This window comes from Enterobacter mori, from assembly GCF_025244905.1.
Lineage (GTDB): Bacteria > Pseudomonadota > Gammaproteobacteria > Enterobacterales > Enterobacteriaceae > Enterobacter > Enterobacter mori_A.
This window is the reverse complement of sequence record NZ_CP104285.1, coordinates 2,966,545-2,984,736: the sequence shown is the minus strand read 5'-3', so window position 1 is coordinate 2,984,736 and position 18,192 is coordinate 2,966,545. Positions and strand designations below refer to the sequence as shown.

General features: G+C 55.4%; 20 protein-coding genes, 1 tRNA gene and 1 other annotated feature. Of the genes, 9 read left to right on the top strand and 12 right to left on the bottom strand.

Annotated elements, in window-relative coordinates:
• Nucleotides 1–5: 5 nt before the first annotated feature.
• The 9 genes from hisIE to hisL all read right to left on the bottom strand — a co-directional run bounded on the left by hisIE (nucleotide 6) and on the right by hisL (nucleotide 7,222).
• A complete protein-coding gene (gene hisIE / locus N2K86_RS14165) occupies nucleotides 6–617 on the bottom strand; it encodes a bifunctional phosphoribosyl-AMP cyclohydrolase/phosphoribosyl-ATP diphosphatase HisIE (RefSeq protein WP_260659011.1) in 612 nt (203 codons plus the stop codon).
• The gene (hisF, locus tag N2K86_RS14160; protein WP_260659010.1) at nucleotides 611–1,387 is read right to left on the bottom strand and encodes an imidazole glycerol phosphate synthase subunit HisF; all 777 of its coding nucleotides are present in this window, start codon (nucleotides 1,385–1,387) and stop codon (nucleotides 611–613) included. The genes hisIE and hisF overlap by 7 nt, the downstream gene beginning before the upstream one ends.
• Nucleotides 1,369–2,106: a 1-(5-phosphoribosyl)-5-[(5-phosphoribosylamino)methylideneamino]imidazole-4-carboxamide isomerase gene (hisA, locus tag N2K86_RS14155; RefSeq protein WP_260659009.1), complete on the bottom strand. Its 738-nt coding sequence runs from the start codon at nucleotides 2,104–2,106 to the stop codon at nucleotides 1,369–1,371. Before hisA ends, hisF begins: the two co-directional genes overlap by 19 nt.
• Nucleotides 2,106–2,696 carry an imidazole glycerol phosphate synthase subunit HisH gene (gene hisH, locus N2K86_RS14150; RefSeq protein WP_260659008.1) on the bottom strand — a complete coding sequence of 197 codons (591 nt, stop codon included), beginning with the start codon at nucleotides 2,694–2,696 and terminating at the stop codon, nucleotides 2,106–2,108. Before hisH ends, hisA begins: the two co-directional genes overlap by 1 nt.
• Nucleotides 2,696–3,763: a bifunctional histidinol-phosphatase/imidazoleglycerol-phosphate dehydratase HisB gene (gene hisB / locus N2K86_RS14145; protein WP_260659007.1), complete on the bottom strand. Its 1,068-nt coding sequence runs from the start codon at nucleotides 3,761–3,763 to the stop codon at nucleotides 2,696–2,698. Before hisB ends, hisH begins: the two co-directional genes overlap by 1 nt.
• Entirely contained in the window at nucleotides 3,760–4,821 is a 1,062-nt protein-coding gene (gene hisC / locus N2K86_RS14140; protein WP_260659006.1) for a histidinol-phosphate transaminase, read from the bottom strand. The genes hisB and hisC overlap by 4 nt, the downstream gene beginning before the upstream one ends.
• Complete coding sequence (hisD, locus tag N2K86_RS14135; protein ID WP_260659005.1) at nucleotides 4,818–6,122, bottom strand: histidinol dehydrogenase; 1,305 nt, start codon at nucleotides 6,120–6,122, stop codon at nucleotides 4,818–4,820. Before hisD ends, hisC begins: the two co-directional genes overlap by 4 nt.
• A gap of 5 nt (nucleotides 6,123–6,127) precedes the next feature.
• The gene (gene hisG, locus N2K86_RS14130; protein WP_028018500.1) at nucleotides 6,128–7,027 is read right to left on the bottom strand and encodes an ATP phosphoribosyltransferase; all 900 of its coding nucleotides are present in this window, start codon (nucleotides 7,025–7,027) and stop codon (nucleotides 6,128–6,130) included.
• A 45-nt stretch (nucleotides 7,028–7,072) separates the two neighbouring features.
• Nucleotides 7,073–7,196 (bottom strand) — a sequence feature (His leader region).
• A complete protein-coding gene (gene hisL, locus N2K86_RS14125; RefSeq protein WP_099516347.1) occupies nucleotides 7,172–7,222 on the bottom strand; it encodes a his operon leader peptide in 51 nt (16 codons plus the stop codon). (Overlaps the previous feature by 25 nt.)
• Nucleotides 7,223–7,395: 173 nt before the next feature.
• Here hisL and N2K86_RS14120 point away from each other — a divergent pair, with 173 nt between their 5' ends.
• The 4 genes from N2K86_RS14120 to N2K86_RS14105 all read left to right on the top strand — a co-directional run bounded on the left by N2K86_RS14120 (nucleotide 7,396) and on the right by N2K86_RS14105 (nucleotide 10,821).
• Nucleotides 7,396–8,220 carry an SDR family oxidoreductase gene (locus N2K86_RS14120; RefSeq protein ID WP_260659004.1) on the top strand — a complete coding sequence of 275 codons (825 nt, stop codon included), beginning with the start codon at nucleotides 7,396–7,398 and terminating at the stop codon, nucleotides 8,218–8,220.
• Between the two features lie 41 nt (nucleotides 8,221–8,261).
• Nucleotides 8,262–9,191: a LysR substrate-binding domain-containing protein gene (locus tag N2K86_RS14115; RefSeq protein ID WP_260659003.1), complete on the top strand. Its 930-nt coding sequence runs from the start codon at nucleotides 8,262–8,264 to the stop codon at nucleotides 9,189–9,191.
• A gap of 219 nt (nucleotides 9,192–9,410) precedes the next feature.
• Nucleotides 9,411–9,473 (top strand): membrane protein YoeI, encoded by a 63-nt coding sequence (gene yoeI, locus N2K86_RS14110; protein ID WP_099458931.1) that lies wholly within the window; start codon nucleotides 9,411–9,413, stop codon nucleotides 9,471–9,473.
• Nucleotides 9,463–10,821 (top strand): APC family permease, encoded by a 1,359-nt coding sequence (locus N2K86_RS14105; protein WP_260659002.1) that lies wholly within the window; start codon nucleotides 9,463–9,465, stop codon nucleotides 10,819–10,821. Before yoeI ends, N2K86_RS14105 begins: the two co-directional genes overlap by 11 nt.
• A 108-nt stretch (nucleotides 10,822–10,929) precedes the next feature.
• Here N2K86_RS14105 and sbcB read toward each other — a convergent pair whose 3' ends face one another.
• Complete coding sequence (gene sbcB, locus N2K86_RS14100) at nucleotides 10,930–12,366, bottom strand: exodeoxyribonuclease I (RefSeq protein WP_407065238.1); 1,437 nt, start codon at nucleotides 12,364–12,366, stop codon at nucleotides 10,930–10,932.
• 192 nt (nucleotides 12,367–12,558) lie between these two features.
• Here sbcB and dacD point away from each other — a divergent pair, with 192 nt between their 5' ends.
• The 4 genes from dacD to N2K86_RS14080 all read left to right on the top strand — a co-directional run bounded on the left by dacD (nucleotide 12,559) and on the right by N2K86_RS14080 (nucleotide 15,967).
• The gene (gene dacD / locus N2K86_RS14095) at nucleotides 12,559–13,731 is read left to right on the top strand and encodes a serine-type D-Ala-D-Ala carboxypeptidase DacD (protein ID WP_260661693.1); all 1,173 of its coding nucleotides are present in this window, start codon (nucleotides 12,559–12,561) and stop codon (nucleotides 13,729–13,731) included.
• Between the two features lie 118 nt (nucleotides 13,732–13,849).
• Nucleotides 13,850–14,323, top strand: a complete 474-nt coding sequence (gene sbmC / locus N2K86_RS14090; RefSeq protein ID WP_010432063.1) for a DNA gyrase inhibitor SbmC — start codon at nucleotides 13,850–13,852, stop codon at nucleotides 14,321–14,323.
• A 91-nt stretch (nucleotides 14,324–14,414) separates the two neighbouring features.
• The gene (locus tag N2K86_RS14085) at nucleotides 14,415–15,473 is read left to right on the top strand and encodes an FUSC family protein (protein WP_260659001.1); all 1,059 of its coding nucleotides are present in this window, start codon (nucleotides 14,415–14,417) and stop codon (nucleotides 15,471–15,473) included.
• Between the two features lie 158 nt (nucleotides 15,474–15,631).
• Nucleotides 15,632–15,967 (top strand): DUF496 family protein, encoded by a 336-nt coding sequence (locus N2K86_RS14080; RefSeq protein ID WP_010432067.1) that lies wholly within the window; start codon nucleotides 15,632–15,634, stop codon nucleotides 15,965–15,967.
• Nucleotides 15,968–16,016: 49 nt separating this feature from the next.
• On the opposite strand, the gene N2K86_RS14075 is transcribed toward N2K86_RS14080, so the two are convergent.
• Both N2K86_RS14075 and N2K86_RS14070 read right to left on the bottom strand, forming a co-directional pair.
• Nucleotides 16,017–16,349 (bottom strand): gamma-glutamylcyclotransferase family protein, encoded by a 333-nt coding sequence (locus N2K86_RS14075; protein WP_260659000.1) that lies wholly within the window; start codon nucleotides 16,347–16,349, stop codon nucleotides 16,017–16,019.
• A 53-nt stretch (nucleotides 16,350–16,402) separates the two neighbouring features.
• Nucleotides 16,403–16,478, bottom strand: a tRNA-Asn gene (locus N2K86_RS14070).
• Nucleotides 16,479–16,639: 161 nt separating this feature from the next.
• Between N2K86_RS14070 and emmdR the strand changes: the two genes are divergently transcribed.
• Complete coding sequence (emmdR, locus tag N2K86_RS14065) at nucleotides 16,640–18,094, top strand: multidrug efflux MATE transporter EmmdR (RefSeq protein WP_120157882.1); 1,455 nt, start codon at nucleotides 16,640–16,642, stop codon at nucleotides 18,092–18,094.
• The last annotated feature ends 98 nt before the right edge of the window (nucleotides 18,095–18,192 follow it).

The following is an 18,192-nucleotide window of genomic DNA, read 5'->3' as shown; positions in this document are numbered from 1 at the left end:
TTTTTTTATTTATGACGCTTACGTAAGTTCTCAATCACCGCCGTTAAGTCCAGCTCCTGATCCTGCAGCAGCACCAGCAGGTGGTACATCAAATCCGACGCCTCGTTAGTCAGCTCTTCCCGGTCATGCACCGTCGCCGCCAGCGCCGTCTCGACGCCTTCTTCGCCCACCTTCTGCGCAATGCGCTTGGTTCCGCTGGCGTACAGCTTCGCGGTATATGAACTGGTTGGGTCAGCCGTTTTACGTTCAGCCAGAAGCTGCTCAAGCTGGTAAAGGAACAGCCACTGGTGGCTCGCCTCACCAAAGCAGCTGCTGGTTCCTTTGTGGCACGTTGGCCCAATTGGGTTTGCCAGCACCAGCAGGGTATCGTTATCGCAGTCAGGGGTAATGCTGACCACGTTCAGGAAATGGCCCGAGGTTTCCCCTTTGGTCCACAGGCGCTGTTTGGTGCGTGAGAAAAAGGTGACCTTACCGCTGTCGAGCGTTTTTGCCAGCGCGTCCTGGTTCATATACCCCAGCATCAGCACCTCACCTGAAACGGCATGCTGTACAACTACCGGCAATAATCCGTCAGTCTTTTCCCAGTCCAGCTGCGCCTGTTGTTGCTCTGTTAACATACCCTGATCTCCACGCCCTGGTCGGCCAGGTACGTTTTTAACTCACCAATATTGATAATTTGTTTGTGGAACACGGACGCGGCCAGCGCGCCGTCCACATTCGCGTCGCGGAAGGCTTCAAGGAAATGTTCCATGGTGCCCGCGCCGCCGGAGGCGATCAGCGGCACATGGCACACTGCTCGCACTTTTTTCAGCTGCTCAAGGTCATAGCCGTTACGCACGCCGTCCTGGTTCATCATGTTCAGAACAATCTCGCCCGCGCCGCGCTTCTGCACTTCCTGCACCCAGTCCAGCGTCTCCCACTGGGTGACGCGGGTGCGGCTTTCATCGCCGGTGTACTGGTTAACGTGGTACTTGCCGGTGGCATCGTCAAACCAGGTGTCGATGCCGACCACAATACACTGCACGCCAAAGCGATCGGCCAGGCGGGTGATGAGTTCCGGATCCGCCAGAGCAGGGGAGTTAATCGAAATCTTGTCCGCGCCAAACGACAGAATTTTGGCCGCGTCGTCAGCGGATTTAATCCCGCCCGCCACGCAGAACGGGATGTCGATCACTTCTGCCACGCGTGCGACCCAGCTTTTGTCGACCACGCGTCCATCGCTGGAGGCGGTGATATCGTAAAATACCAGTTCGTCCGCGCCTTCATCGGCATAGCGTTTAGCCAGCGGGACGATGTCGCCAATGATCTCGTGGTTGCGGAACTGCACGCCTTTCACCACCTGGCCGTCACGTACGTCCAGGCAAGGGATTATCCGTTTTGCCAGCATTGAATCGCCTCCGTCACCGTAAATTTGCCTTCCAGTAAGGCCCGTCCCACAATCACGCCCTGCACACCGGTACCGCGAAGCGCAGCCACGTCGCCGATATCACCGATACCGCCAGAAGACTGGAACGCTACCTGCGGATAACGCGCGCAGACCTCTTCGTACAGCGAAACGTTAGAGCCAGCCAGCGTGCCATCGCGGGAGATATCCGTGCACAGCACGTGCTTCAGACCAACGGGAAGATAAATATCGACCAGCTCTTCCAGCGTTACGCCAGAGTTTTCCTGCCAGCCGCTGACGGCAACCTGCTTGTTACCCTGTTCATCAATTCGCACGTCCAGCGCCAGCACCAGCGCATCGGCGCCAAAGCGGCGGAACCAGCCCTTCACCGTATCAGGATCTTTAACGGCGGTAGAACCGACCACCACGCGCGCCACGCCCGCGTCCAGCAAGGCGGCAACATCGTCTTCCGTACGCACGCCGCCGCCAACCTGCACAGGGACATTCACCCCAGCAACCAGCTTTTTGAGCAGAGGGATCTGGCGTTTAGCCGGATCTTTCGCACCGGTCAGGTCGACCAGGTGCAGCACTTCAGCGCCCTGCGCCGCATAGTCCTGCAGGCGCGGCAGCGGGTCGTTACCGTAGTCGCGCTGCTGGCCGTAATCGCCCTGGTGGAGACGAACAACCGTGCCGTCAATTAAATCTAAAGCGGGAATAATCATCACATCTCCAGGAAGTTTTTCAGCAGCTGCGCGCCCGCGGCACCAGAGCGTTCCGGGTGAAACTGCACGCCGTAAAAATTATCTTTCTGTACCGCTGCGGTAAACGCCTCGCCGTAGTTGCACTGGGCAATGGTGTTCGCGTTTACCGGCATGGCGTAGCTGTGCACGAAGTAAAAATACGCGCCGTCTTCGATGCCTCGAAACAGCCGGTCGCCCGCTTTGGCGTAAACGCGGTTCCAGCCCATGTGCGGCAGCGGTAAACCGTGGTCGGTCATTTTCGGCACGTCTTCATCAATGATGCCCAGCAGGTCCACGCCGTTGCTCTCTTCGCTGCGGCGGCCCAGGATCTGCATACCCAGGCAAATGCCGAGCACCGGTTGGGTACAGGCTTTGATCAGATCGACCAGCTCGCGTTCGCGAATCTGATCCATTGCCGCCTGCGCGGTGCCCACGCCCGGTAAAAAGAGTTTGTCGGCGCGCAGCACCACGTCCGGGTCACGGCTCACCACCGGCTCGTAGCCGTGGCGGACAATCGCCGACTTCACGGAGTTCAGGTTGGCGCATCCGGTATCCAGAATCACCACGTTCATTACAACACTCCTTTCGACGAGGGAAGGGCGTCACCTTCAACGCGGATCGCCTGGCGCAGCGTACGGCCAAAGGCTTTGAACAGGCTCTCCACGCGGTGGTGATCGTTCTTGCCTTTGGTTTTCAGGTGCAGCGTCAGGCCCATAGTGTAGGTGAGCGAACGGAAGAAGTGCTCCACCATTTCGGTGCTGAGATCGCCCACGCGCTGGTAGGTGAAATCGGCTTTATATTCCAGGTGCGGGCGACCGGAGATGTCCATGGCGCAGCGTGCCAGGCACTCGTCCATCGGCAGGACGAAGCCGAAACGGTTGATGCCGCGTTTGTCACCGAGCGCCAGCTTCAGGGCTTCGCCCAGCGCCAGGCCGGTGTCTTCCACGGTGTGGTGATCGTCGATGTAAAGGTCGCCTTTTACCGTAATTTCCATGCGGAAACCGCCGTGGGTCGCAATCTGGTCCAGCATGTGGTCGAAGAATCCGACGCCGGTGTGGATCTTGCTGCCGCCTTCACGGTCCAGCCAGACTTTCACATCAATCTGCGTCTCTTTGGTGTTGCGCTCAACGTGTGAGTAACGGTCGCGTTTGGTCAGCTGTTCGCCAATCTTCGCCCAGTTGAGATCGCTGCTGCTGTAACGCAGGCCCGCGATGCCCATGTTTTCGGCGAGGGTGATGTCGGTGGCGCGATCGCCAATCACATAGCTGTTGGCTTTATCGAGCGCTTCTTCCGCCAGATAACGCTCAACCAGCTTCACTTTCGGTTTACGGCAGTCGCACTCGTCGGCTGGCAGGTGCGGGCAAATCAGCACTTCATCAAACACCACGCCCTGCGAGGTGAGGATCTGCATCATCAGGTTATGCGGGCCGTCGAAGTCGGCCTGCGGGAAGCTGTTCGTACCCAGCCCGTCCTGATTGGTGATCATCACCAGCTTAAAGCCAGCCTTCTGCAGTTTGAGCAGAACCGGGATTACGTCGGGTTCAAAAGCCAGCTTGTCGAAACGATCGACCTGAAAATCGGTAGGTGGCTCCGAAATGAGGGTGCCGTCACGATCGATAAAGAGATACTTCTGACTCATACTTTCTCCGCTTTCAGGGCGTCAATTACGCGCTGGCTCTCTGCACGGGTGCCAACGGTAATACGCAGGCAGCCGCTTAAGGATGGTTGTTTATTTTGGTCTCGTAAGATAATGCCTTGATCCCATAAAGATTTAAATACGGAGCTTGAGGCAGTAAAGCGCACCAGAATGTAGTTGGTTTCAGAGTCAAACACCTGCTCTACGCAGGGGATCGTTTTCAGGGCCGTCACCAGGTACTGACGCTCTTCCAGAATTTGTGCCACGCGTTCACGCATGGCGTTGATACCCTGCGGCGCCAGCGCCTGTGCGGCAATGTCGGCAACCGGCGTGGAGAGCGGGTAAGGCGCAATAACTTTCATCAGCAGGTCGATGACCTCTTTATTGGCCAGCGTAAAGCCGCAGCGCAGGCCCGCAAGGGCGAAAGCCTTCGACAGCGTACGCAGCACGACCAGGTGCGGGTACTCTTCAATCCAGCCTGCCAGCGTCGCCTGCGGGCAGAATTCAATATAGGCTTCATCCGCCACCACCAGCGCCTTGCCGCGGGTCAGTTCCAGCAGGGTACGAATATCCTGCGGGTTGATAATCTGGCCGGTCGGGTTATTCGGGCTGCAGACGAAAACCACCTTCACGCCGTCGAGGTTGTCGGCGATGCCCTGCAGATCGAGTTGCCAGTCTTCCAGGGACAGCACGTTGCGGCACGCCACGCCGAAGGTTTCCGCGCTGACGCTGTACATGCCGTAGGTGGGCTGACAGTACATCACCGCATCTTTACCGGGCTCGCAGAACGCGCGGATCAGCAGTTCAATACCTTCATCCGCGCCGCGGCTAACCAGCACCTGCTCCGGCTTCACGCCCGCGTACCGGGCGTAGTTTTCGATAACCGCTTTCGGCTGGCACTCCGGGTAGCGGTTCAGCGTTTGCTGCGACAGCTCGAACTGCACCGCCGTCGGGAATTCGTTGGCGTTCAGCCAGACATCACCGTTACCGCCCAGGCGACGGGCAGACTGATACGGAGTCAGTCGACGGACATTTTCGCGGGCTAATTCTTCAATGTTCATGCTTGCTCCTTCAGGGCGGCAACGCGCAGCGTCACGGCGTTTTTGTGGGCGGTCAGGCGCTCGGCGGCGGCCAGGGTTTCAATGGTGGAAGCCAGTGATGCAAACCCCTCGCGGGAGAGTTCCTGCACGGTCATCCGTTTCTGGAAGTCGGCCAGCCCGAGGCTTGAGCAGGTGGAGGTATAGCCGTACGTGGGCAGCACGTGGTTAGTGCCGGAGGCGTAATCGCCGGCGGACTCCGGTGACCAGTCGCCGAGGAACACCGAGCCCGCGCTGGTGATGCTGTCGACCAGGTCGCGCGCGCTGCGGGTCTGAATGATCAGGTGCTCGGGACCGTACTGATTAGAGATGGCAATACACTGGTCGAGATCGCGCGCCACGATCAGGCGGCTGGCGGACAACGCCTGGCGAGCCGTTTCAGCACGCGGCAGGTCCGCAAGCTGACGCTCAACGGCTTCACCCACGCGTTTCGCCATATCGGCGTCCGGCGTCAGCAGGATGACCTGCGAGTCCGGACCGTGCTCGGCCTGAGAAAGCAGGTCGGACGCCACGAAGTCCGGCGTTGCGCCGCTGTCAGCGATCACCAGCACTTCAGACGGACCGGCTGGCATGTCAATTGCCGCGCCGTCCAGACGCTGGCTGACCTGGCGCTTGGCTTCGGTCACAAAGGCATTGCCCGGGCCAAAAATCTTGTCAACCTTCGGGATGGACTCGGTGCCAAAGGCCAGCGCGGAAATTGCCTGCGCACCGCCCACGTTAAACACCTCCTGCACGCCGCACAGCTTCGCAGCGTAAAGGATCTCGTCGGCAATCGGCGGTGGCGAGCAGAGCACCACTTTCTGACACCCGGCGATACGCGCCGGGGTCGCCAGCATGAGTACGGTTGAAAACAGCGGGGCAGAGCCGCCAGGGATATAAAGGCCGACCGACGCAACCGGGCGCGTCACCTGCTGGCAGCGTACGCCGGGCAGGGTTTCCACATCAACGGTCTGTAATTTCTGCGCGGTGTGGAAGGTATCAATGTTTTTCACCGCGACGGCCATCGCCTGTTTGATCTCGTCGCCGAGACGGCTTTCCGCCTCCGCGATTTCTTGTTCGGTAACCTTTAGCGCGCCAACCTCGGTTTTATCAAACTTCGCGCTGTATTCACGCAGCGCGTCGTCGCCACGGGTTTTGACGTTATTGAGGATCTCGGCCACGGTACGGGTAATGCTTTCCGACGCGGAAATTGCCGGACGCATCAGCAGCTCACGCTGTTGTGCGTCGCTACAGGTATTCCAGTCGATGATTGTGTTAAAGCTCATGGCCATTACTCCATCATCTTCTCAATTGGCAGCACCAGAATAGAGCTCGCGCCCAGCGCTTTCAGCTTTTCCATGGTTTCCCAGAACAGGGTTTCGCTGCTCACCATGTGCATCGCCACGCGCTGCTGATCGCCTGCCAGCGGCAGAATGGTTGGACGCTCAGCACCCGGCAGCAGGGCAATCACTTCGTCCAGGCGCTCGGTCGGCGCGTGCATCATGATGTATTTGGATTCACGCGCCTGAATCACGCCCTGAATACGGGTCAGCAGTTTGTCGATGAGCTGCTGCTTGGCATCGGCCATGTCGCCGTCGCGCTGAATCAGGCAGGCTTTGGAGCGGTAGATAACTTCCACTTCGCGCAGACCGTTCGCTTCCAGCGTCGCGCCGGTAGAGACCAGGTCACAAATGGCGTCAGCCAGACCCGCACGGGGTGCCACTTCAACAGAGCCGTTCAGCAGGCAGGATTTAAACTGCACGCCTTTCTGATCGAGGTAACGCTTTAACAGGTGAGGGTAGGAGGTGGCGATACGTTTGCCGTTCAGCGCGGCCGGGCCGTCCCACGCTTCATCGACCGGTGTAGCCAGCGACAGGCGGCAGCCGCCGAAGTCCAGACGACGCAGGGTGAAGTAACGCGGGTCTTCGCCCTGCGCGCGGCGGGTCAGCAGCTCTTCTTCCAGCACGTTTTCACCGATGATGCCGAGATCAACGACGCCGTCCATCACCAGGCCAGGAATATCGTCATCACGCACGCGCAGAATATCGATAGGCATATTTTCCGCCAGGGCAATCAGGCGCTGGGTGTGCAGGTTGATTTTAATCCCGCAGCGGGCCAGCAGTTCGCGTGAATCGTCACTCAAACGGCCTGATTTTTGAATAGCTATGCGTAAACGTGAGTTATCTAACATTCTTTATTCCTCGTTAACCTGTTTTAACCTGTCTGAATGCGGTCCAAAAAAAAGCCCCCGGAAGATGATCTTCCGGGGGCTTTCTCTTGCGTTCGCGCACCACTGGAAGATCCAAACGTCTTCCAGCACACATCGCCTGAAAGACTAGTCAGGATGATGGTGATGATGGTGGTTTTTAAATGGAACGCGTGTCATATAAATTCTCGTTGAATGCTTATGCATCTGATGTCTTTTAACCTAAACCACTTGCCCGGCAGATTGCAAGGGCTTTTTGTGATCATTAATTCATTTCATATTGATGCTATGAATTGTGTGTTCTGCCGGGCTGGCGTAGCCTTAATACAAGCATGTGTAAGCGGAGAGTTTTCATGAAAAAGGTCGCAATTGTCGGTTTAGGATGGTTAGGAATGCCGCTGGCGATGTCATTAGCCGCGAAAGGCTGGCAGGTGACCGGGAGCAAAACCACGTCGGATGGGGTAGAAGCCGCACGCATGTGTGGCATCGAGGGCGTTGAGCTGCGCCTTGAGCCCGAACTGGTTTGTGATGCTGACGATCTGGATGCGTTGATGGATGTCGATGCGCTGGTTATCACTTTACCTGCCCGTCGCAGCGGGCCGGGAGAGTCTTTTTATCTGCAGGCGATGCAGGAGATTGTCGACAGCGCGCTGGCGCATCACATCCCGCGCATCATTTTCACCAGTTCCACCTCAGTCTACGGTGACGTTGAGGGGACGGTGAAGGAAAACAGTGAACGTCAACCGGTAACCGCGAGTGGCCGCGTGCTGAAAGATCTGGAAGACTGGCTGCATAACCTGCCGGGCACTCAGGTAGATATCCTGCGTCTGGCCGGGCTGGTGGGGCCGGGACGCCATCCCGGACGGTTTTTTGCCGGAAAATCGGCTCCGGATGGACAACATGGCGTCAACCTCGTGCATCTTGAGGACGTTATTGGGGCCATTGAGCTGCTATTACAGGCTCCGAAGGGTGGGCACATCTATAATATATGTGCACCCTCTCATCCATCGAGAAGTACCTTCTATCCGCTGATGGCTCGTCAATTGGGTCTGGCTCCGCCAGTCTTTGGCGATGCGAAAGGGGAAGGGAAAGGCAAAATTGTTGATGGCAATCGTATTTGTCATGAACTGGGATTTGAGTATCAGTATCCCGATCCGCTGGTGATGCCCATGGAATAATGCCATCAGCGGAGACGATCGCACACCGTAAGGGGGCGAAGATGAAACCGCTGCTGGATGTTCTTATTATTCTGGATGCTCTGGAAAAAGAGGGAAGCTTCGCCGCGGCGTCAGCGAAGCTTTATAAAACGCCTTCGGCGCTCAGCTATACCGTGCATAAACTTGAAAGCGATCTGAACATTGAGCTGCTGGATCGCTCCGGACATCGCGCGCGTTTTACGCGAACCGGACAGATGCTGCTGGAAAAGGGGCGTGACGTTCTCCATACGGTTCGCGAGCTGGAAAAACAGGCCATCAAACTTCATCAGGGCTGGGAAAACGAACTGGTGATCGGCGTGGATGATACCTTTCCCTTTTCTCTCCTGACGCCGCTGATCGAAGCGTTCTATCAGCGCCACAGCGTGACCCGGTTAATCTTCATTAATGGTGTGCTGGGCGGCTCCTGGGATGCCCTGACGCGGGGCAGGGCGGATATCATCGTTGGGGCACTGCATGAGCCCCCTCAGTTGAGCGATTTTGGCTTTGCGCGGCTGGGTATCCTGGAACAAATTTTTGCCGTCGCGCCCCATCATCCGCTGGCGAATGAACCAGAGCCCATTAACCGCCGTATTATTAAAAACTACCGTGCCATTGTGGTGGGCGACAGCTCCCGGCCTGAATGTGGCGTCTCTTCGCAGCTGCTTGATGAGCAAGAGGCGATTACCGTGTTTGATTTTAAAACCAAGCTGGAGCTGCAAATAAGCGGTCTGGGGTGCGGTTATTTGCCGCGCTATCTGGCGCAGCGCTTTATTGATAGCGGTGCGCTTGTTGAAAAACAGGTACTTGCTCAAAGCAGCAACGAATCGGTTTGGGTGGGCTGGAACGAACAAACAGCCGGGCTTGCCAGCGCCTGGTGGCGAGACGAAATTTTAGCAAATAGTGCTATCGCCGCAGTTTACTCTCAGGGCAGCGCCGAGAAATCAGCCAGTTAGAAAAAAGAAAATTGCCCGGTGCGTTGCAAACTATTGCCTTTTGTATCTGATGTGGGGCAAAATGCCGCCGCTGCAAACAAATGAATAATCGACGATATAAAAGGCGTCGGTTATTTTTTTTTGCATGTACGAAACGAAACTAAAAACCAAGAGGCCGGGCTTCGTACCGGATAGATATTTACTAAAATCCGACAGTTGTTGTCGCTGAGGAAGAAAGAAATGGGGCAATTTTTCGCTTACGTGGCGGTTATTACCGTAAAGGAGAATAACTATGTCGCATAACGCAACTCCAAACACCTCTCGCGTGGAATTACGTAAAACGCTTACGTTGATTCCGGTTGTTATGATGGGCCTTGCCTATATGCAACCGATGACGCTGTTCGATACATTCGGTATCGTATCAGGCCTTACTGACGGTCACGTTGCAACGGCGTACGCCTTTGCGCTGGTCGCCATTCTCTTTACAGCGCTGAGCTACGGAAAACTGGTTCGCCGTTTCCCGTCTGCAGGCTCTGCCTATACCTATGCCCAGAAATCCATTAGCCCGGCGGTGGGCTTTATGGTGGGCTGGTCATCTCTGCTGGACTACCTGTTCATGCCGATGATCAACATTCTGCTGGCAAAAATTTACTTCGAAGCGCTGGTACCTTCCGTACCGTCGTGGATCTTCGTGGTGGCGCTGGTGGCCTTTATGACCATCTCTAACCTGCGCAGCATCAAGACCGTGGCTAACTTCAACACCCTGATTGTTATTCTGCAGATGGGTATCGTTGCGGTTATCGTGGGCTTGATCATTTACGGCGTGTCCCACGGTGAAGGCGCAGGTACGCTGGCCAGCACCCGTCCGTTCTGGTCTGAAGGCGCGCACGTTGTGCCGATGATCACCGGTGCGACCATCCTGTGCTTCTCGTTCCTGGGCTTCGACGGTATCTCTTCTCTGTCTGAAGAGACCAAAGACGCCGAGCGCGTGATCCCGAGAGCGATTTTCCTGACCGCGCTGATTGGCGGCCTGATCTTTATCGGTGCCTCTTACTTCCTGCAGCTGTACTTCCCGGACATCTCTCGCTTTAAAGAGCCGGACGCATCACAGCCTGAAATCATGCTGTATGTTGCAGGGAAAACCTTCCAGTGGGGCGTGCTGATCTTCTCCAGCGTAACCGTACTGGCATCCGGTATGGCGGCACACGCAGGTGTATCTCGCCTGATGTACGTAATGGGTCGTGACGGTGTGTTCCCAACCCGTTTCTTCGGCTACGTTCATCCGAAATGGCGTACCCCGGCGTGGAACGTACTGCTGGTTGGCGCAATCGCACTGATGGCCATTAAGTTTGACCTGGTGACCGCAACAGCGCTGATTAACTTTGGTGCGCTGGTGGCGTTTACCTTTGTTAACCTCTCGGTAATCTCTCAGTTCTGGATCCGCGAGAAGCGTAATAAAACGCTGAAAGATCACTTCAACTATCTGGTGCTGCCAATGTGTGGCGCGCTGACGGTGGGTGCACTGTGGATTAACCTGGAAGAGAGCTCAATGGTTCTGGGTCTGATCTGGGGCGGTATTGGTCTGGTTTACCTGGCCTGCGTTACGAAGAGCTTCCGTAACCCGGTTCCTCAGTACGAAGACGTTGCGTAACATAATGTCGGGTGCCCGACCAGTACACCCGTAGGCCCGTGTAAGCGTAGCGCCACCGGGCGAAAAAAAAGCCGGAGACAATGTCTCCGGCTTTTTTGTACCCGTCACTCAAACGATCTCTTGCGCATACTGGAACAGGGATTTCAGCAGCGCCTGTTTCTCAGCATTCCCTTCATACTGGCCGTAAAGCATTTCCAGCTCCTGCGCATAGCTGTTCAGGAATTCCGGCGTAAACACGTTACGTCGATGCTGCAGCCAGCGTTCCTGCTCCACTTCGTCCAGGGTACCCGGATAGTTTCGCGCCCGGTAATTAAACATCAGCTTTTCAATGCGCTTATCTGCAAAGGTAATATCCAGCGCCGGTAAGTTACGCGGCTCGGTTTGCAGGACGATATTCATCGCCGCGCGATCGGCATCGCTGAAGAAGCCGTTATACAGCTGGGCATCCACGTTTTCAGACGGCACGAAAGGTTCGGCTTCGGCAAAGATGGCGACCACTTTTTCCCGTACCTGTGGGTTGTCGCGCAGCACCTTCAGGTTATCCAGGCAGTGCTGACGGTTAATTCCCAGCCTGTCAGCATCTTCCGGTCGCAGCGTATTGGCCTGCGCCAGCACCGGACATTTATTGATGTGAACCAGCTTCACCGGTACGGCAGGGAGATCGCCGAGCTCGTTTTTCGGCGTGTAAAGCCGTTCACGCAGCGTATCGCTGTCCAGTTCCAGCAGCGGGGAGATATCGCCCGCCAAATCCACCATGATAACGGCATTACGGTTGTCGGGATGCCATGCCAGCGGCGCAACCCAGCTGGTATTGCCGCGCCAGGCACCGAACATCCCGGAGATGTGTACCAGCGGCTTCATCTGCGGTACATCAATCAGCGTAGTCAGCTTCTGTTTGCTGCGGTGACTCAACAGATACCCAAACAGACGCGGCTGGGCGGTTTTCACCAGCTTTGCCATGGCAATGGTGGCATAGACGTCCGCCATCGCGTCGTGGGCATTGCTGTGCTCGATACCGTTGGCGCGCGTCAGGTGTTCAAGCCTGAAACTCGGTAACCCGTCCTCGTTCTCCGGCCAGTTAATGCCTTCAGGACGCAGAGCATAACATGCGCGCATAATGTCGAGTAAATCCCAGCGCGAATTACGGTTCTGCCAGCTCCAGGCATAGGGATCGTAGAAGTTGCGGTAGAAGATATTGCGCGTCACTTCATCATCGAAACGGATGTTGTTGTAACCGACCACGCAGGTATTGGGAACGGTAAACAGATCGTGGATGCGGCGGGCAAATTCCGCTTCGTTCACGCCTTTTTCCCGTGCTTCCTGCGGCGTAATGCCCGTAACCATCACCGCGCCCGGCTGCGGCAGATAATCATCCGCAGGCCTGCAGTAAAAGACCTCTGGCTCGCCAATGATGTTGAATTCGTCGTCGGTACGGATGGCAGCAAACTGCGCAGGTCTGTCCAGCGCCGGATGGGTGCCAAAGGTTTCGTAATCGTGGAACAAAAAAGTTGGGCGCGCGGCAGAATCAGACACCAGTAATATCATCCTGTAAAAAATTCACGACGCTATGGTAAACGATCGCGCTAAGCAGTCCGAATAAAAAGCGCGGTCATGCGTGAAATTTGCGAGATAGCGTCAGAGAAAAACATGCACTCTGTCACATTTTTTTGCAATTAAGGCAGGTAACAACAGCAGAACTCCCGTAAAAAGGTCATCGATTTTTAATGACCTGAGGATATACCGTTGAAACGCCGTCTGTTTATTGCTGTTTCTTTACTTGCTTCGAGTATCACATCTGCGCTGGCTGCCGATCCGCTGGATTTCTCCCCGCAACCCCCTGCCATCCAGGCGGGGTCCTGGGTGCTGATGGATTACACTACTGGTCAGATATTAACGGCGGGCAATGAACATCAACAGCGTAATCCGGCAAGCCTGACCAAGCTGATGACGGGCTACGTCGTCGATCGTGCTATCGACAGCCATCGCATCAGCCCGGATGACATCGTCACGGTTGGGCGCGACGCGTGGGCAAAAGGTAACCCGGTCTTTGACGGATCGTCTCTGATGTTTCTGAAAGAGGGCGATCGCGTTTCCGTCCGCGATCTCAGCCGGGGCCTGATTGTCGACTCCGGTAACGATGCCTGCGTGGCGCTGGCCGATCACGTCGCGGGCGGTCAGCCGCAGTTCGTGAATATGATGAATGACTATGTGCAAAAGCTGAACCTGCGCGACACCCATTTCGAAACCGTTCACGGACTGGATGCGCCTGGGCAGCACAGCTCCGCTTACGATCTGGCCGTTCTCTCCCGCGCGATCATTCACGGTGAGCCAGAGTTTTATCATATGTACAGCGAGAAAAGCCTGACCTGGAACGGGATCACCCAGCAGAACCGCAACGGCTTGTTGTGGGATAAAACCATGAACGTGGACGGTCTGAAAACGGGGCATACCTCCGGCGCGGGCTTTAACCTGATTGCCTCCGCGGTGGACGGTCAACGTCGTTTGATCGCCGTGGTAATGGGCGCAGACAGCCCGAAGGGGCGTGAAGATCAGGCGCGCAAGCTGCTCCACTGGGGACAACAGAACTTTGATACGGTGCAGATCCTGCACAGCGGTAAAAAAGTGGGGACCGAGCGGATCTGGTACGGTTATAAAGAACAGGTAAATCTGGGAACCGATCAGGATTTCTGGCTAACCTTGCCAAAAGCGGAGGTGCCAAACATTAAGGCCAAATACGTGCTGGATACAAAAGAGCTGGAAGCCCCGATTGCCGCCCATCAGCGGGTCGGTGAAATTCAGCTGTACGACCGCGATAAGCTGGTGGCGCACTGGCCGCTGGTCACGCTGGAACGCGTTGATAAAGGCGGTATTTTCTCCCGTCTGAGCGATTATCTGCATCACAACATCTAACCTTTCTGAGCAGACTGGCAGGGTTGCGAGTCTGCTCACATAATAAACACTCCTCGTTTGCCGATAATATTCATTCTGCTTTATAGTGTATAAATATACAGTAATAAACGGAGGCAGCATGGACTACAGCATCAAGCAGCAACAGAAACGTAAAATCGCAGGTTTTCACCTTGTTGGGCCGTGGGAAAAAACCGTTAAGCAGGGCTTTGAACAACTGGTCATGTGGGTGGATGGGCGTCACATTCAGCCGCTGGAGTGGGTAGCGGTTTACTACGATAATCCTGATGAGGTCCCGGCAGAAAAACTGCGCTGTGACACCGCCGTCACGGTACCCGACGACTTTATCATTCCCGATAACAGTGAAGGGGTGATGATGACCGAAATTGTGGCCGGGGATTATGCGGTCGCGACGGCACGCGTTGAAAATTACGACTTTGCGACCCCGTGGTACCAGTTCTTTAACTCCCTACTGCAGGACAATAAATACCAGATTGCCCCAAAACCCTGCTTCGAACGCTATCTCAATGACGGTAATGCAGACGGCTACTGGGACATTGAGATGTTCGTCGCGGTAGAGCATAAAGCGGGTTAACCCTGTTAAAAGTGGGATTTTTAGCCGGGGGCGATCCACCCGGCTGAAAACACAGTACAATTGTGATTTGCCGTGTAGCTGGAGAGCGGGTGTGCGTCCCGACAAATCATTAACGCCGTTTGAAATTCGGTTGTACAAACATTACCGCGTGGTGCATGGGTGTCGCATCGCGCTGGCGTTCGTATTGACGTTTGTACTGGTTCGCTTGCTGGATGTTCCTGAGGGAACGTGGCCGCTGATTACGCTGGTGGTCGTGATGGGGCCTATCTCCTTTTGGGGCAACGTTGTTCCGCGCGCGCTTGAGCGAATTGGCGGAACCGTTTTAGGTTCCGCCCTGGGGCTTATCGCCCTGAAACTGGAGCTGATCTCCTTTCCGGTCATGCTGGCATGGTGCGGTGCAGCCATGTTCCTCTGCGGCTGGCTGGCGTTGGGCAAAAGGCCGTATCAGGCGCTGCTGATTGGTATTACTCTCGCGGTGGTGGTTGGCGCACCCGCAGGGGATATGACCACGGCGCTGTGGCGAAGCGGGGATGTGGTCCTTGGCTCGCTGCTGGCAATGCTGTTTACGGGGATCTGGCCGCAACGCGCCTTTCTGCACTGGCGTATTCAGATGGCGAATTACGTGACGGCCTTTAACCGTGTCTATCAGGCCGGCTTTTCCCCGAATCTGGTTGAGCGGCCACGACTGGAAAAACACCTGCAGAAGATCCTCAATGATGTCGTCAAAATGCGCGGGCTGATCGCGCCCGCCAGCAAAGAAACCCATATCCAGAAAGCGATTTTTGAAGCGATCCAGACGGTCAGCCGCAATCTGGTCTGCATGCTTGAGCTGCAGATCAACGCGCACTGGGCTTCTCGTTCCAGTCACCTGTTGATGCTTAACGCGCATACGCTCAAAGAAACGCAGCAGATGACGCAGCAAACTCTGTTAACCATTGCCCATGCGCTCTATGAAGGCAATCCGCAGCCGATACTGGCGAACAGCGAGCGGCTGAATGAGATCGTGGCAGAACTAAAGCAGCTTATTAACGAGCGGCAGGGCGATAACGTGGCGGAAACGCCCATTCATGGCTACGTCTGGCTGAGCATGGAGCTGGCGCGGCAGCTTGAGCTGTTATCGCACCTTATTTGCCGGGCGCTGCGCAAATAAAAGGCGTATGTGACGGCTGCTGCTTCGATTCAGCAGCAATTGGGGTTATGATAGCTTTAAACGATATAGCCATTGTCATTCGCAGCCGCTGTCAGTAAGGTTATTGTTACAACGGTTGCCTTAACGAATCCGAATCTCACATTATCAGGGGTGTAAAAATGGAAACTACCAAGCCTTCGTTCCAGGATGTTCTGGAATTCGTCCGCCTGTTCCGCCGCAAAAACAAACTGCAGCGTGAAATCCAGGACGTTGAGAAGAAGATCCGTGACAACCAGAAACGTGTTCTGCTGCTCGACAACCTGAGCGACTACATCAAGCCAGGTATGAGCGTTGAAGCTATTCAGGGCATCATCGCCAGCATGAAGAGCGACTATGAAGACCGTGTTGATGACTACATCATCAAAAACGCTGAGCTGTCCAAAGAGCGTCGCGACATCTCCAAGAAGCTGAAAGTGATGGGCGAAATCAAAAACGCTGAAGCAAAAAGCGAGTAATCGCTGCTAATTGTGAAAAAGGCTCTCTGGTGACAGAGAGCCTTTTTTATTACGCAGAACGCGGCTGTAGCTGATAAACCCAGGCCTTAACCTGTTTACCCTCAAGGATGGTCACCGTGACCTCAACCCGATCGTAGCCGTCTTCAAATTCATCCAGCATTTGCCAGTGTGCGGCAAGGTTATCAGAGATAAACAGATAGCCTTCGACGCGGGGTCCGTCCGGGTGGAGCACAATCCCCGGGAAATCCGCTGCAGCGCCCCAGCCGCGTTCGTAAAACGTACCGAATACGAAGCCGGCCAGCCATTCACCGCCAATGTTTTCAAGAATATGCGCGTTAGAGTGACCGGGGCGTAGTGTGCCGTAAACAAACAGTGCGTCCATTTATCCTCACCGGAAAAGCAAAAAGCCCGCTCGAAAGCAGGCTTTTCTAAATGTGGCTCCTCTGACTGGACTCGAACCAGTGACATACGGATTAACAGTCCGCCGTTCTACCGACTGAACTACAGAGGAATCGTTGTGGAGGCTTATCTTAGCGGCGAAAAAAGTTTTGTCAAACCTGATCTTAGGGAAAATCGACTGATTGCTGATTCTGTCGTCAGTTTGTTGTAAATCCACACATCTTTTTGTGGAAAATACTTTGCAGGATAGCCATTTCTCCCCCATCATTTGAAATGGAGTTTCAACTTTTCTCGCTAAGGTCCATTTTGAACGTCACTGCCCCCTTACGCCAGGCGATCATGCGCACGCCCTGGTATGCAAAACGTAAAAGTTATCGTGTTCTGTTCTGGCGTGAAATCACCCCCCTTGCTGTGCCTATTTTCCTGGAGAATACCTGCGTACTGCTGATGGGCGTGCTAAGTACATTCCTGGTCAGTTGGTTGGGCAAAGAGGCGATGGCAGGGGTAGGGCTGGCGGACAGCTTTAACATGGTGGTGATGTCTTTCTTTGCCGCCATCGATCTGGGTACAACGGTCGTCGTTGCCTTTAGTCTGGGGAAACTTGATCCGAAACGCGCGCGCGAGGCGGCACGCCAGTCGCTGATGATCATGACTCTCTTTTCGATCGTTCTGGCGGCGGTTATCCATTACTACGGCAAAGAAATTATTGATATTGTCGCAGGCGAGGCGACCAGTGAGGTGAAAGACCTTGCGCTGACATACCTGGAAATGACGGTGTTAAGCTATCCGGCGGCGGCCATTGCCCTGATTGGTAGCGGTGCGTTACGCGGGGCGGGCAATACCAAAATTCCGCTGCTGATCAACGGCGGGATGAATATCCTGAACATCATCATCAGTAGTGTACTGATTTACGGGGTCTTTTCCTGGGACGGTCTGGGGTTTGTTGGTGCTGGCCTTGGCCTGACTATTTCGCGTTACATTGGCGCGGCAGCGATTATCGGCGTGCTGATGACGGGGATCACCCCGTCGTTGCGCCTCACGCTGAAAAGTTATTTCAGGCCGTTTAACTTTGCCATTATCTGGGAAGTGATGGGCATCGGTATTCCGGCCAGCATTGAGTCGGTGCTGTTCAACGGCGGCAAGCTGCTCACGCAGATGTTTGTGGCCGGTATGGGGACGGATGTTATCGCCGGTAACTTTATCGCCTTCTCCATCGCCTCGCTGATTAACCTGCCGGGCAATGCCCTTGGTTCCGCCTCCACAATCATCACCGGTAAACGGCTCGGGAAAGGGCAAATAGGGCAGGCGGAGCGTCAGCTCCGGCATGTCTTCTGGCTATCGACCATTGGGCTGACAATGATCGCCTGGGGAACCGCGCCTTTTGCCGGGTTGATGGCCTCGTTCTACACCCACGAAAACGATGTTAAAGAGGTGGTTAAGATCCTTATTTGGCTCAACGCCGCGTTTATGCCGATCTGGGCCGCGTCCTGGGTGTTACCCGCAGGCTTAAAAGGCGCGCGCGATGCCCGGTTTGCCATGTGGGTATCCATGCTCGGAATGTGGGGGTGCCGCGTCGTGGCGGGTTATACGCTGGGGATTATGCTGGGAATGGGCGTCGTGGGGGTCTGGCTGGGTATGTTCCTGGACTGGGCCGTGCGCGGTGCACTGTTCTACTGGCGCATGGTAAGCGGGCGTTGGTTATGGAAATATCCACGGAAGAATGCCTGACAAATGCGCGAAATGGAGAATAAATCGGCAAACGAACGGAAATCTGCATTCTGCCTTTGACATCATCGGGGAGCATCGATAATATGCGCCCCGTTCAC

Bases quoted from the DNA above. Each gene is read 5' to 3' on its own strand.
- hisIE (WP_260659011.1), bottom strand. From the start codon at position 617: ATGTTAACAGAGCAACAACAGGCGCAGCTGGACTGGGAAAAGACTGAC.
- hisF (WP_260659010.1), bottom strand. From the start codon at position 1,387: ATGCTGGCAAAACGGATAATCCCTTGCCTGGACGTACGTGACGGCCAG.
- hisA (WP_260659009.1), bottom strand. From the start codon at position 2,106: ATGATTATTCCCGCTTTAGATTTAATTGACGGCACGGTTGTTCGTCTC.
- hisH (WP_260659008.1), bottom strand. From the start codon at position 2,696: ATGAACGTGGTGATTCTGGATACCGGATGCGCCAACCTGAACTCCGTG.
- hisB (WP_260659007.1), bottom strand. From the start codon at position 3,763: ATGAGTCAGAAGTATCTCTTTATCGATCGTGACGGCACCCTCATTTCG.
- hisC (WP_260659006.1), bottom strand. From the start codon at position 4,821: ATGAACATTGAAGAATTAGCCCGCGAAAATGTCCGTCGACTGACTCCG.
- hisD (WP_260659005.1), bottom strand. From the start codon at position 6,122: ATGAGCTTTAACACAATCATCGACTGGAATACCTGTAGCGACGCACAA.
- hisG (WP_028018500.1), bottom strand. From the start codon at position 7,027: ATGTTAGATAACTCACGTTTACGCATAGCTATTCAAAAATCAGGCCGT.
- N2K86_RS14120 (WP_260659004.1), top strand. From the start codon at position 7,396: ATGAAAAAGGTCGCAATTGTCGGTTTAGGATGGTTAGGAATGCCGCTG.
- N2K86_RS14115 (WP_260659003.1), top strand. From the start codon at position 8,262: ATGAAACCGCTGCTGGATGTTCTTATTATTCTGGATGCTCTGGAAAAA.
- N2K86_RS14105 (WP_260659002.1), top strand. From the start codon at position 9,463: ATGTCGCATAACGCAACTCCAAACACCTCTCGCGTGGAATTACGTAAA.
- sbcB (WP_407065238.1), bottom strand. From the start codon at position 12,366: ATGATATTACTGGTGTCTGATTCTGCCGCGCGCCCAACTTTTTTGTTC.
- sbmC (WP_010432063.1), top strand. From the start codon at position 13,850: ATGGACTACAGCATCAAGCAGCAACAGAAACGTAAAATCGCAGGTTTT.
- N2K86_RS14080 (WP_010432067.1), top strand. From the start codon at position 15,632: ATGGAAACTACCAAGCCTTCGTTCCAGGATGTTCTGGAATTCGTCCGC.
- N2K86_RS14075 (WP_260659000.1), bottom strand. From the start codon at position 16,349: ATGGACGCACTGTTTGTTTACGGCACACTACGCCCCGGTCACTCTAAC.
- emmdR (WP_120157882.1), top strand. From the start codon at position 16,640: ATGGAGTTTCAACTTTTCTCGCTAAGGTCCATTTTGAACGTCACTGCC.